Annotated in this window: 12 protein-coding genes and 1 riboswitch; of the genes, 4 read left to right on the top strand and 8 right to left on the bottom strand. The window is 60.4% G+C overall.

What is annotated here, in order from left to right; all coding sequences use genetic code 11:
* Nucleotides 1-67: 67 nt before the first annotated feature.
* Nucleotides 68-913: a methylenetetrahydrofolate reductase [NAD(P)H] gene (gene metF / locus AC1DU9_RS02290; RefSeq protein WP_223456748.1), complete on the bottom strand. Its 846-nt coding sequence runs from the start codon at nucleotides 911-913 to the stop codon at nucleotides 68-70.
* 157 nt (nucleotides 914-1,070) lie between these two features.
* Nucleotides 1,071-2,480 carry an adenosylhomocysteinase gene (ahcY, locus tag AC1DU9_RS02285; RefSeq protein ID WP_223456749.1) on the bottom strand — a complete coding sequence of 470 codons (1,410 nt, stop codon included), beginning with the start codon at nucleotides 2,478-2,480 and terminating at the stop codon, nucleotides 1,071-1,073.
* Between the two features lie 23 nt (nucleotides 2,481-2,503).
* Nucleotides 2,504-2,606: riboswitch (S-adenosyl-L-homocysteine riboswitch) on the bottom strand.
* Between the two features lie 198 nt (nucleotides 2,607-2,804).
* Between ahcY and AC1DU9_RS02280 the strand changes: the two genes are divergently transcribed.
* Entirely contained in the window at nucleotides 2,805-3,209 is a 405-nt protein-coding gene (locus AC1DU9_RS02280) for an acyl-CoA thioesterase (protein ID WP_218431183.1), read from the top strand.
* 43 nt (nucleotides 3,210-3,252) lie between these two features.
* On the opposite strand, the gene AC1DU9_RS02275 is transcribed toward AC1DU9_RS02280, so the two are convergent.
* Nucleotides 3,253-4,422, bottom strand: coding sequence for an MFS transporter (locus AC1DU9_RS02275; RefSeq protein WP_108217016.1), 1,170 nt, complete (start codon nucleotides 4,420-4,422; stop codon nucleotides 3,253-3,255).
* 220 nt (nucleotides 4,423-4,642) lie between these two features.
* On the opposite strand from AC1DU9_RS02275, the gene AC1DU9_RS02270 reads away from it, so the two are divergent.
* The gene (locus AC1DU9_RS02270; protein WP_223456751.1) at nucleotides 4,643-5,476 is read left to right on the top strand and encodes an EamA family transporter; all 834 of its coding nucleotides are present in this window, start codon (nucleotides 4,643-4,645) and stop codon (nucleotides 5,474-5,476) included.
* A gap of 57 nt (nucleotides 5,477-5,533) precedes the next feature.
* Complete coding sequence (locus AC1DU9_RS02265; protein WP_477809691.1) at nucleotides 5,534-5,917, top strand: MAPEG family protein; 384 nt, start codon at nucleotides 5,534-5,536, stop codon at nucleotides 5,915-5,917.
* Nucleotides 5,918-6,071: 154 nt separating this feature from the next.
* Here AC1DU9_RS02265 and mltA read toward each other — a convergent pair whose 3' ends face one another.
* On the bottom strand, nucleotides 6,072-7,256 hold the full coding sequence (gene mltA, locus AC1DU9_RS02260) for a murein transglycosylase A (protein WP_108217013.1): 1,185 nt from the start codon (nucleotides 7,254-7,256) through the stop codon (nucleotides 6,072-6,074).
* Nucleotides 7,257-7,384: 128 nt separating this feature from the next.
* Between mltA and AC1DU9_RS02255 the strand changes: the two genes are divergently transcribed.
* A complete protein-coding gene (locus AC1DU9_RS02255; RefSeq protein WP_108217012.1) occupies nucleotides 7,385-7,834 on the top strand; it encodes a c-type cytochrome in 450 nt (149 codons plus the stop codon).
* 131 nt (nucleotides 7,835-7,965) lie between these two features.
* Here AC1DU9_RS02255 and AC1DU9_RS02250 read toward each other — a convergent pair whose 3' ends face one another.
* The 4 genes from AC1DU9_RS02250 to AC1DU9_RS02235 form a co-directional block, all read right to left on the bottom strand.
* Nucleotides 7,966-8,361, bottom strand: a complete 396-nt coding sequence (locus AC1DU9_RS02250) for a DUF1090 domain-containing protein (protein ID WP_108217011.1) — start codon at nucleotides 8,359-8,361, stop codon at nucleotides 7,966-7,968.
* 96 nt (nucleotides 8,362-8,457) lie between these two features.
* A complete protein-coding gene (ligB, locus tag AC1DU9_RS02245; RefSeq protein WP_223456755.1) occupies nucleotides 8,458-10,137 on the bottom strand; it encodes an NAD-dependent DNA ligase LigB in 1,680 nt (559 codons plus the stop codon).
* A 294-nt stretch (nucleotides 10,138-10,431) separates the two neighbouring features.
* Entirely contained in the window at nucleotides 10,432-11,622 is a 1,191-nt protein-coding gene (gene metK / locus AC1DU9_RS02240; RefSeq protein WP_223456756.1) for a methionine adenosyltransferase, read from the bottom strand.
* Between the two features lie 18 nt (nucleotides 11,623-11,640).
* Complete coding sequence (locus AC1DU9_RS02235; protein ID WP_223456757.1) at nucleotides 11,641-12,636, bottom strand: ArsR/SmtB family transcription factor; 996 nt, start codon at nucleotides 12,634-12,636, stop codon at nucleotides 11,641-11,643.
* Nucleotides 12,637-12,881: the final 245 nt, after the last annotated feature.

Below are 12,881 nucleotides of genomic sequence, written 5' to 3'. Positions count from 1 at the left end.
AGGAGCTGCCGCAGGCTGCGATCTTTTGATCTTGCTTGTAGCTTTCAACTTGCAGCTTGTAGCTGCCTCAACGCGGCAATTTCAGGTTTCTCCACACCGCCAGGCTCGCTTCAGCCTGGTTCAATGTGTAGAAGTGCAGCCCTGGAGCGCCGCCCTGCAGCAATTGTTCGCACATTTCGGTGATGACCTGTTCACCAAAGCGCTGAATGCTCTGGGTGTCGTCGCCGTAGGCTTCCAGTTGCTTGCGGATCCAGCGCGGGATTTCTGCACCGCAGGCATCGGAGAAGCGCGCCAGCTTGCTGTAGTTGGTGATCGGCATGATGCCCGGCACGATCGGGATGTCCACACCCAGCGCCCGCACACGTTCCACGAAGTAGAAGTAGCAGTCGGCGTTGAAGAAGTACTGGGTGATCGCACTGTCGGCGCCAGCGTTGGCCTTGCGCACGAAGTTGGCAACATCGTCTTCGAAATTGCGCGCTTGCGGATGCATTTCCGGGTAAGCGGCGACTTCGATGTGGAAGTGATCACCGGTTTCTTCACGAATGAATTCAACCAGGTCGTTGGCGTGGCGCAATTCACCGCTGGCCATGCCCATGCCTGAAGGCAGGTCACCGCGCAGAGCGACGATACGCTTGATGCCGGCAGCCTTGTACTCGGCCAGCAGGCCGCGCAGGTCAGCTTTGCTGTCGCCCACGCAGGACAGGTGCGGAGCGGCAGGGATTTTGACTTCGCTTTCGAGCTGCAACACGGTGTTCAGCGTGCGATCACGGGTCGAACCGCCGGCGCCGTAGGTGCAGGAGAAGAAATCGGGGTTGTAGGTAGCCAACTGGCGAGCAGTGGCGAGCAGCTTTTCTTGCCCGGCATCGGTCTTCGTAGGGAAGAACTCGAAGCTGTAGCGACGATCTTGGGACATGGGAATACCCTTGAAAACGCGTAAGGCGGACGCTGGCCCCTGTAGGAGCGAGCTTGCTCGCGAAAAACGTCAGGGCAACGCGTTTAGCCAGATAGCGCGCGTTTTCGTTAACGTCCATCGCGAGCAAGCTCGCTCCTACACAGGAAGATCCGGCCGATCAGTAGCGGTAAGCGTGCGGCTTGAACGGGCCTTCGACGGTCACGCCGATGTAGTCGGCCTGGGTCTTGGTCAGTTGAGTCACGACGCCGCCGAAGCCACGGACCATTTCCAGGGCCACTTCTTCGTCGAGTTTCTTCGGCAGTACTTCAACGGTCAGGCGCTCGGCTTGCTGGGCTGGCGACAGGTCGGCGTACTTCTGGCCGAACAGGAAGATCTGCGCCAGAACCTGGTTGGCGAACGAACCGTCCATGATGCGGCTCGGGTGGCCGGTGGCGTTGCCCAGGTTAACCAGACGGCCTTCGGCCAGCAGGATCAGGTAGTCGTCGTTCTGTGGGTCGAAATCGCCAGCGCCGGTACGGTGGATCTTGTGAACCTGCGGCTTCACTTCTTCCCATGCCCAGTTCTTGCGCATGAAAGCGGTGTCGATTTCGTTGTCGAAGTGACCGATGTTGCAGACAACGGCACGCTTCTTCAGGGCTTTGAGCATGTTCGAATCGCAAACATTGACGTTGCCGGTGGTGGTCACGATCAGGTCGATCTTGCCCAGCAGTGACTTGTCGATGCTTGCTTCAGTACCGTTGTTGATACCGTCGATGAATGGCGAAACCACTTCGAAACCGTCCATGCAGGCTTGCATGGCGCAGATCGGGTCGACTTCGGAAACCTTGACGATCATGCCTTCCTGACGCAGGGACTGAGCGGAACCCTTGCCCACGTCGCCGTAGCCGATGACCAGCGCTTGCTTGCCGGACAGCAGGTGGTCGGTGCCGCGCTTGATGGCATCGTTCAGGCTGTGACGGCAGCCGTACTTGTTGTCGTTCTTGCTCTTGGTCACCGAGTCGTTGACGTTGATGGCCGGAATTTTCAGCTCGCCCTTGGCCAGCATGTCCAGCAGGCGGTGAACGCCGGTGGTGGTTTCTTCGGTCACGCCGTGGACGCGATCCAGAACCTGCGGGTACTTCTTGTGCAGCAGCTCGGTCAGGTCGCCGCCGTCGTCGAGGATCATGTTGGCGTCCCATGGCTGGCCATCTTTCAGGATGGTCTGCTCCAGGCACCACTCGTACTCTTGTTCGGTTTCGCCTTTCCAGGCGAAAACCGGGATGCCGGCAGCGGCGATGGAAGCGGCGGCCTGGTCCTGAGTCGAGAAAATGTTGCAGGACGACCAGCGTACTTCGGCACCCAGGGCAACCAGGGTTTCGATCAGCACGGCAGTCTGAATGGTCATGTGGATGCAGCCGAGAATCTTCGCGCCCTTGAGCGGTTGCTCTTCGGAGTACTTGCGACGCAGACCCATCAGGGCTGGCATTTCAGATTCAGCGATGATGGTTTCGCGACGGCCCCAGGCAGCCAGGGACATGTCGGCGACTTTGTAATCGGTAAAATCTGCAGGCGTGATAACAGCGCTCATGAAGAGCCTCCATTCGTAATGTATGCGAATGGGCGCCGTTGTGCGTTTAGTGTCGGGCCGATCAAGGCCTGGCAACGCCCCATCCGAGCCTGACAGGTCGAACCTGCTGCAGCGCCCCTCGGACAGGTGGCGGGAAAACGGTATCAAGCGATGATGACCGTTTTGAAACGGTGGCGATTATAGCGGGCTATGCTGATCTTCCAAAGCGTTTCTGTTGGTCAATGTCCGAACGGTAATCGAGACCATAGTCGAAGCTTGATAGAGCTCTAGCCCGGGCTCTGCCATGATGCCAGGCATCAATCGGCAAGATGGTCAGGAGTGAACATGAATTTCCACACCCGCAAATGGGTAAAACCCGAAGACCTCAACCCCAACGGCACGCTGTTCGGCGGTAGCCTGCTGCGCTGGATCGACGAAGAGGCGGCGATCTACGCCATCGTCCAGTTGGGCAACCAGCGTGTGGTCACCAAGTACATTTCCGAAATCAACTTCGTCAGCGCCTCGCGCCAGGGCGACATCATCGAACTGGGCATCACGGCGACCGAATTCGGCCGCACCTCGATCACCCTGACATGCGAAGTGCGCAACAAGATCACCCGCAAAAGCATCCTGACGGTGGAGAGAATGGTCTTCGTCAACCTGGGTGAAGACGGCTTGCCCGCGCCCCATGGCCGAACCGAGATCAAGTACGTCAAAGACCAGTTCAAGGATGATGATGCCGCTCAGTGAGATCGGTGGTGTTCCCATCGCGAGCATGCAATCAAGTTGATGCTCAACCCGCCACATCAAGCGCAGCCGCAACGCGACGCTGGCGATAGATGAAGAACAATGCAGTCAACACGGTCAGCCCGCTGACCAACGCGCCGGTCCACGGCAAGTCCGCCAGGTCCGCGCCGCTGGCCACCACCAGGCCGCCGATCCAGGCTCCGGCGGCGTTGCCGAGGTTGAAGGCGCTCTGGTTCAAGGTCGAACCCAGGTTTGGCGCCTCAATGGCCTGATCGATGATCAGCAGTTGCAGGATCGGGCACAGCGCAAAGGCGAACGTACCCCACAGCACCAGCGTGATCGCTGCCGGAATGGCCGAATGGCTGGTTTGCGTGAACGCCGCCAGCACCACCAGTACCGCCAGCGCCATGCCTACCAGTGAAGGCAGCAAGCGGCTGTCCGCCAGACGACCACCGAGCATGCTGCCGGCGGTCAAGCCAACGCCGAACAACAGCAGCATGATGGTGACACCGTGCGGGCTGACGCCAGTGATGTCCTGCAGGATCGGCGCAATGTAAGTGAACACACTGAACAGGCTGGTCGAGGCCAGCACACTCATGCCCAGCGCCAGCAGTACGTTGGCCTTGCCCAGCACCTTGAACTCGCTGGCCAGGTTGGCTTTATCCATCGCGATGTTCTTCGGCAACCAGACCCATTGCGCAATCGCCGCCAGTACGCCGATCACCGACACCGCCCAGAAGGTCGAGCGCCAACCTGCGTATTGCCCGAGTGCGGTGCCCAGCGGTACGCCGAGCACGTTGGCCAGGGTCAGGCCGGTGAACATCATGGCAATCGCCTGGGCCCGTTTGTTGGGTGCCACCAGCCCGGCGGCGACCACCGAACCGATGCCGAAAAATGCGCCATGGCACAGTGCCGTGATCACGCGCGCGGCCATCAGCGTGGCGTAGTTCGGCGCCAGCGCGCAGAGCATGTTGCCGAGGATGAACATCAGCGTCATGCCCAATAGCGTGGCTTTGCGCGGCATGTTGGCGGTGCCGACGGCGAGGATCGGTGCACCGAACACCACGCCCAGGGCGTAGCCGGTGATCAGCAATCCGGCATCGGGAATGCTCACGCCGAGGTCGCGGGCGACATCGGGCAAAAGACCCATGATGACGAATTCGGTGGTGCCGATGCCGAACGCGGCAACAGCGAGGGCAAGCAAAGCGAGTGGCATGCGCAAGGTCTCTGTCGGTAGTCTTGACGCTGTGATCAGGCATACGCAGGCCGACGACCGTTCTCGAGGAGTGCGGGCCGGGCAGAATTTTTATAGGAATTAGTCTGTGCGCAACTGAGTGCGGCGTGGTCGCTTGCAGTATAAACAGCCACTGACATATGGCGAACCAATTCTCTGCGCGAGTTTTGCAGGATCGTGGAGACAACAAAAGGAGTAGGCCGTGCTTGCGACGGCGTTGGTGTTGGTGGCGGCGCTGTTGCATGCGGCGTGGAATACCCTGATCAAGTTCAGTGCGGAGCGGTTGTTGGTGGTGGCCTGCATGGACAGCGTGGCGCTGCTATTTGTCGCGCTGATGTTGCCATTGCTGAGCGTGCCGCCGCTGGAGATCTGGCCGTGGATCCTGGCATCGGCGGCGTTCGAGTTGCTCTATCGCTATTTGTTGATCCAGGCCTATCGGGTCGGCGACCTCGGGCTGGTTTACCCGTTGATGCGCGGCCTGTCGCCGTTGGTGGTGCTGGCGCTGACGCTGATCTTTGCCGGGGAAGAGCTGACCCACCAACAGATTTTCGGAATCCTGCTGATCCCGTTCGGCATGCTGTGCCTGCTCTGGCAGGGCGGCGGCGGAACGCGCCTTCCATGGTCGATGCTACCGGTGGTGGCGCTGATCGGCCTGTGCATCGGTTGCTACACCTACATCGACGGGCAGGCATTGCGGCGCTGGTCCCATCCACTGGATTACCTGGTCTGGGTCACTCTGCTCAGCGCCTGGCCGTTTCCTCTATTGGCGTTGGTGCGTAAACGACCCGCGTTCTTGCTGTTCTGGCGCGAGCAGTGGCGGCTGGGCCTGGCGGTCGGGTTCTGCGTGTTGTTCAGCTACGCTTTGGTGCTGTGGGCGATGCAGTTGGGTTCGATAGCCGAGGCGGCAGCGTTGCGCGAGATCAGCGTGATTCTGGTGGTGCTGTTTGGCATGCGTTACCTGAAAGAACCGCTTGGCGGGCCACGGTTGCTCGCCTGTAGCCTTGTGATGATCGGCATACTGGTGATGAAGTTTTGATCGCCCGGATGGAATTCAACTCTCCACAACTAGACAACCAGAAGAAAGGACGACGTTATGACGGTGGCTCTGTGGTGCATTTTGATTGCGATTTTACTGCCGTATATGTGTACGTGGATCGCCAAGATCAGTGGCGGGTTCCGGCTGAAAGACAATCATGACCCTCGGGATTTTCTCGACTCTCTGGAAGGCTTGGGCAGGCGGGCACACTCGGCGCAGTTGAATAGTTACGAAGTGACCCCGGCGTTCGCCGCGGCGGTGATCGTAGCGCACCTGGTCGGCAATGCCGAACTGGTAACGGTCAATGTGCTGTCGGTGTTGTTCATTACCAGCCGCCTGCTCTACATCATTTGCTACCTGGCGGACTGGGCGGCGCTGCGGTCGCTGGTGTGGTTCGTGGGGATGGCGTTGATCGTGAGTTTCTTTGTGGTGTCGGTCTGAATCTCGGGTGATGCTGATGGCCTTATCGCGGGCAAGCCCGCTCCCACAGGTTTCTATAGTGAATATGGATTCTGTGTACACCGAAAACCCTGTGGGAGCGGCGGTGCGACGATTCGACTTGCCCGCGATAACTATCTAGCTGGCGATGCTGATTTCAAGGATTAGCCTTCACCGCATCCGCCACCTGCGGCACTTGCGGCAGCGCCGCACCTTTGGGCCAGAGCATCCAGATCTGTCCCTGCTGCTTCATGTCCCCGGCCAATTGCCCGGCCGCATCGCCGGTGCCCCAGAACAGATCCGCCCGGACCTCGCCGGCAATGGCGCCGCCGGTGTCCTGTGCGGCCACCGGGCGAACCAGGGCGGTACCGTCCGGTTTGGTGGTGGACAGCCACAACAGGCTGCCCAGCGGAATGACCTTGCGATCCACTGCCGCGCTGTAACCGGCGGTCAGCGGTACGTTCAGCGAGCCGCGGGGGCCTTCGTTGCTGTCCGGGTTACGGGTGAAGAACACGTAGCTGGGGTTGCTGCCGAGCAGTTCGGGAATCCGCGACGGATTGGCCTTGGCCCAGGTGCTGATGGCGCCCATGGTCACGTCTTCTTTTTTCAACTCGCCCTGTTCCACCAGCCAGCGGCCGATCGGTCGATACGGATGGCCGTTCTGATCGGCGTAAGCAATGCGCAACTGGCGGCCATTGTCGAGCTGGATACGACCCGAACCCTGGATTTGCAGGAACTGCAGGTTCATCGGATCGGTCAGCCAGGCCACGACCGGCGCCTTGACCCCTTTGCTATCAATGGTTGCCGCATCGTCGTACGGCTTGAGCACGCGACCTTCGAGCCGACCGCGCAGGCGTTTGCCCTTGAGTTCCGGGTAAATGCTGTCGAGGGCGACGATGATCATGTCTTCGGGGACGCCATAGACCGGGACATTGGCAGCGCCGGTCTGGGTCAGGCTCCCGGGATAGACCGGTTCGTAGTAGCCGGTGATCAGACCGCTGGGGTTGTCGTTGGCGGCGCGCAAGCCATAGACATCGAGGTTCTGTTTGAGAAAACCGCGAATGTCGCTGGCGGTTTGCGGCACGTTGGCAGCCGCTGCGCAGGTGCCACCCCAGACCGGGTCGGCCTTGAGTCGGGTGCAGGCGCTACGCCATGAGCCGAAGCCGGCGACCAGGTCGATGTCGGACACCGTCGGCAGCGCTTCCCATGTGGCACTGGAATAGGTCGCCAGAGCATGGGTCTTCGGTTGTTGGTTGTCGCCACCGGTGCAGCCTGCGAGCAGGGCCACCATCGGCAGGGTCCAGGCCAGACTGTGACGCCATGCCTTGATACGGCTGTTCATGGAGTGATTCCTTTGCCGGTTGCTTGAGTGCTCCATGCGCTCAAGCAACCCTTATTGATAATAGGGCTATTGGTCTTTGCCGATGACGCGAGGATACTGGCCGCCGTTTCCCGTGACCTGAAGCCACCATGACTCTTAAAAGACTTTCTGTTGTATTGCTGGCCTGCCTGACGTTGTCCGCTTGTGGCGGAGTCGACCCCAACTCGCCGCTCGGCCAGCGCAAGGCCATTTTCAAGCAAATGCTCAAGACTGGCGAAGACCTGGGCGGCATGCTGCGTGGGCGCATTGCGTTCGATGGCCCGAAGTTCGCCGAGGGCTCGGTGAAACTCGATGCGCTGTCCCGTGAGCCGTGGCAACACTTTCCGCAGGTCCGCGAAGAAGATCACACCAGCGCCAAGAGCGATGTCTGGGAGCAGCAGGCGCGCTTCCAGGCCATGGCCCGTGACCTTGAATCCGCCACCGGTGAATTGGTGATCGCCAGCCAGGTTCAACCCTACAAGGCCAGTAACCTGGGGCCGTCGGTGCAGAAAGTCGAAGATGCTTGCAGTGCTTGTCATAAGGCGTTTCGGGATCATTGACCCAGCGGTGCCCGGTCTGGCGTCTTCGCGAGCAGGCTCGCTCCCACAGGTGAGCGCATGACCCTGTGGGAGCGAGCTTGCTCGCGAAGACTGCTTCGGCAACACCAAAGATCTTTGCTCGTTATCTGTTCTTATTTATCCAGCTCATCGAGTGCGTCCTGCAATTCCTTGCGGGCATCGGCAAGTTTGTCTTTGCGCTTGTTGATCTTGTCAGAGTCGCCTTTGCTCATGGCCTTGTCGAGGTCCGCCTGACGCTTGCTGACCTCGTGCCTGGCGTCAAGCACCTTGTTTTCCCGTTCCTTCTTCAGTGAGGCATCGGTGCAGTTCGCCTCGACTTCGCTCAGGGCTTTTTCCAGGCCGGCCTGCTGGTCGGCGTTGCCGTGGACCTTGGCCAATTCGATCTGGTTGACGATACCTTGCTTCCTGGCCGCGCAACCGGTCAGCCCCGGCGCTTCCTCGTCCGCCATCAACGGAGTGGCCAGCACGCTGCAAAGGGCCAACAGGACGAGCGGTGAAAGAAATTTCATAAAAGCTCCATGTAAGAAGACAGGCGGGCCGGTGTGGCAATGGCTTGTTGGAGCCCTGCGGTCCCCTGGGGTTCCCGCTGGGCGCAAGGCTGACCGCTAAAAGCCGTCAATCCCCGCATCACGTAACGTTTCACTCAAGGCCAGGACCTGCGGATCGCGGAAAAAAGCGTTCAGTTGCGCCGCGCGTCCCGGACCGATACCGGTCTCGGCCCGCCATTGTTCGATGTCTCGCTGCGCCAGTGCCTGCCATGAATTGCCGAGGTGCACCTGACCTGTCGGCGGTAATCCCAGGGCTTTCAGCCAGTGCGCGAACGGGCGTTGCCGGGCCCGGTTGAAGCTGTCTGCGAGGCGAACCGCGCTGCGCTCGCCGAAACCGTCAATGGTAGCAAGCTCTTGAGCATCGAGGGGCAACCAATCCAGCAGACCGTTCAGGCGACCTGTTGCAAGAAGTTTTTCCCAAGTGCCCGGACCCACATTGGGCAGCGCGAGACCCTGTTTGCTGCTGAGCCAGGTCAGGCGCGCGAGAAACTGGCTCTCACAGCCCGGAGTCGGTCGCCAGCAACTCAATGAATTAAAGTCCTCTGCCAGCGGCACGTTCAATTCGGCGCGTGCGCTGCTGCGCAATACAACGCTATCGAGCCTGGGAATGGTCAGCCCGGCCAGGCTGATGGCGACCTGGTCACCCGGACGTATGTCCAGCGCCTGCCAGCGTTGCAACGACCCGACGCTGACGAGTTTGATCTGCCGGTCATCGAGCTTCACCGGGGTCAGTTCAAGTACCGGAGTGATCCGCCCGGTCCGGCCGATTTTGAAGTGAACCTGGCGGACTTCGGCCAGTGCCTGGGCGAAGGGGTATTTCCAGGCGATGGCCCAGTAAGGTGACCTGGCCTGCCAGCGTTCGGCGGCCGGGCGTTGGTTCTGGCGCAGGACAATGCCGTCGCTGGCAAAGGGCAGGGGGGAGCGATACCAGTGTTCGCGCCAGCGTTCGGCATCGATGACGGAGGTGACTGGCTGGCTGTATGCCGTGGTACTCGGGAAGCCCAGCGCAGTCAGCGCCGCGGCACGCGCGGGCACGCTCGCCGGCCCTTGGGGCCAGTCCCAGACAAACAAGTCGATGTTGGCGGCCTGTTCGGCGCTCAAGACCTTGCGCGCCATCAGGCCGGCCACCGAGCCACGGGCATTGAGGCTACCGGCCCGGGCCTGCACATGATCGGTCAGGCGCCAATACAGTTCGCCTTGCACGATCAAGTCCCGGGCTTGCGATAGCCGTTGCGGGATGGCCTGAATCTGCCGTGCAGGAACCGTCCAGTCCTGACCGCTCTGGCCGTCACCACGGCTGACTGCCTGGGCCAACAGGCCGTTACGGTAAACCAGGGTCACCGCCACTCCATCGATTTTAGGCTGGACCCAGACGTCCACCCGGCCACGCAGCCAGTTTTCCACGGCGGGCCGATCGTGCAGTTTGTCCAGGCCGGTGTGGGCGATGGGGTGGGGCAGTGTGCCGCGTGCAGTGCGCAAGGGGTCTGCGGACGGGCTCAGATTGAAGCAGTGGCGCCATTGGGTGAGTCGTACGCGGGACTGGTCGTAGAGTTCATCGGCTACCAGTGAGCGTCCCTGGCGGTGATAGCTGTCGTCCCAGAAGTCGATCTGCTGTTGCAGTTTGTTGACTTCGTTCAGGGCGCGTTCGGATGGCCAGTCCGGGCACTCGGTGGCATTGGCGGTCAGGTGGGCAAAGGTCAGTAGAAAGGCGAGAAACAGGCGCAGGTCGGGAAGCATCTTGAGCGTCCTTGCTCGGTGAGGTGTGTGAAGGCTAGGTCAGTATCAGTTGGCATAGCGAGGGGGTGTTTTGCCGGGTATTTCCGGTGGATGTGCTGGCCTCATCGCGAGCAAGCTCGCTCCCACAGTTGACGGTGGTGTTCACAAATCATCTGACCAACTCATAACCCTGTGGGAGCGGCGGTGCGACGATTCGACTTGCCCGCGATAGTCGCAACACGGTGTAAAGCGAATGGCAATAAAAAGCCCCGCAAGGCGCGAACCATGCGGGGCTTCGGGTGTTGCGGGGAAATCTTACAGGCCGGCAGCGGAACGCAGAGCGTCGGCGCGGTCGGTTTTTTCCCAGGTGAACGTGGTGAAGGTGTCGTTACCAACGGTCTTGGTTGCCGGGGTGCGACCGAAGTGGCCGTACGCAGCGGTTTCCTGATACATCGGGTGCAGCAGGTCGAGCATGGTGGTGATCGCGTATGGACGCAGGTCGAACACTTCGCGGACCAGTTTGACGATCTTGTCATCGCTGATCTTGCCGGTGCCGAAGGTGTTCAGCGAGATCGAAGTCGGCTGGGCAACGCCGATGGCGTAGGAAACCTGAATTTCGCAACGCTCGGCCAGGCCGGCAGCAACGATGTTCTTGGCCACGTAACGACCGGCGTAGGCTGCCGAACGGTCAACCTTCGATGGATCTTTACCGGAGAACGCGCCGCCACCGTGACGGGCCATGCCGCCGTAGCTGTCGACGATGATCTTGCGACCGGTCAGGCCGCAGTCACCCACCGGGCCGCCGATGATGAACTGGCCGGTCGGGTTGATGTGGAACTGGGTGTCCTTGCTCAGCAGTTCGGCAGGCAGCACGTGCTTGACGATCAGCTCCATCACGCCTTCGCGCAGGTCGTTGTACGACACTTCAGGGTTGTGCTGGGTCGACAGGACAACGGCGTCGATGCCGACAACCTTGCCGTTTTCGTAGCGGCAGGTCACTTGCGACTTGGCGTCCGGACGCAGCCAAGGCAGCAGGCCGGATTTGCGGGCTTCGGCCTGGCGCTGCACCAGCTGGTGCGAGAAGGTGATCGGTGCTGGCATCAGCACGTCGGTTTCGTTGCTGGCGTAGCCGAACATCAGGCCCTGGTCGCCGGCACCCTGATCTTCAGGCTTGGCACGGTCGACACCCTGGTTGATGTCAGGGGACTGCTTGCCGATGATGTTCATCACGCCGCAGGTCGCACCGTCGAAGCCGACGTTGGAGCTGGTGTAGCCGATGTCGGTGATCACGTCACGAACGATCTGTTCCAGGTCGACCCAGGCCGAGGTGGTGACTTCGCCGGCGATGATCGCCACGCCCGTTTTCACCAGAGTCTCGCACGCCACACGGGCGAACTTGTCTTCAGCAATGATGGCGTCCAGCACCGCATCAGAAATCTGGTCGGCGATTTTGTCCGGATGCCCTTCAGACACGGACTCGGAGGTGAAAAGGGAGTATTCGCTCATCTCGATGTTTTCCTGAATTTACCGATGGTGAGTGTCGCCAGCCGGTCGCTGAAAATGGCGGACCTGGATCTGGAAACCATTGCGTAAGCCTACATAGAGGCTTTCCCCGGGAGCGAGTCCCGCAGCGGTGGCCCAACGGGCCAAATCGTCCTGTTCAAACCCCAGCCAGAGATCACCGCAGGCCTCCCTGGCCCAACTCTGGTTGTGGCTACATAACTCTGTCACTAACAGGCTACCGCCTGGTTGCAGCAAGTGGGCCATGTGCTTGAGCGCATCGGCCGGTGCGGCAAAATGGTGCAGCACCATGTTCAGTACCACGCAATCGGCCTTGAGGCTGACGCCGTTCAATGCATCGGCCAGTTGCAGGCTAACGTTAGTCAGTTTGTCGCGTTCGCAGACCTGGCGCGCCAGTTCGAGCATCGCGGTGCTGTTATCCAGCGCCGTGACTTGCGAGAAGCGGCGCGCCAGTTCCGGCAGGAATGCGCCATCGCCGGGGCCGACTTCAATGGCCGTGGCGTCTTTGTCGAAGCTCAACTTGTCGAGCAGGGCCACCACGCTTTCGCGGTATTGCGGCAGGCCGGCGATCAAGTCTTGCTGGGCGCGAAACTTTTCCGCAACCCGTGAGAAAAAGTCCTGGCTGGCGGCCGCGCGTTGCCCATGGACCTGGGCGATGCGCGACTGTACGTCGGTTGGCAGCGTCAGGTTGTCCACTTCTTCGAGCAGGGCTGCGTGCAGTTTGCCGCCCGGCAGTTCGGTGTGGGGCAGGGCGCGACGGTAGAAAATCGCGTTGCCTTCGCGGCGCGTCGCCACCAGGCCGGCCTGGGCCAGTACCTTGAGGTGGTGGCTCATGCCTGACTGGCCGATGCCGAAGATCTGCGCCAGTTCCAGCACACCGAACGAGTCGTTGGCCAGTGCGCGCAAAACATTCAAACGCAGGGGATCACCGCCAGCCTTGCACAAGGCCGCCAGCTCATCGCAATCGTCATGTTGAATGGAGGGCACACGTAAATTCATAAGGCCGGCAGTCTAGTCACGGGTCGAAGGCATCGCAAGAGCAATATCAAAAAGTTTTGATATTGCTCGATGGATGGCACTTCTTGGCGTTAGGTTCAGTCAACAAAGCCAGAGCAGAAAGGTTTCATCACGTTAATACGTCGTTATCCTTTGGAAAAACGCCTCCAGATGACTATCTGTCATTGCCCCGAGGCGGCCCGGTGAGGGAAAATGCTCGCCTTTTTTCCGTTTCGATTTACTCACTC

The sequence above is a fragment of the Pseudomonas sp. P4_C1 genome (assembly GCF_056402155.1).
This window is presented reverse-complemented; position numbering and strand designations above follow the sequence as displayed.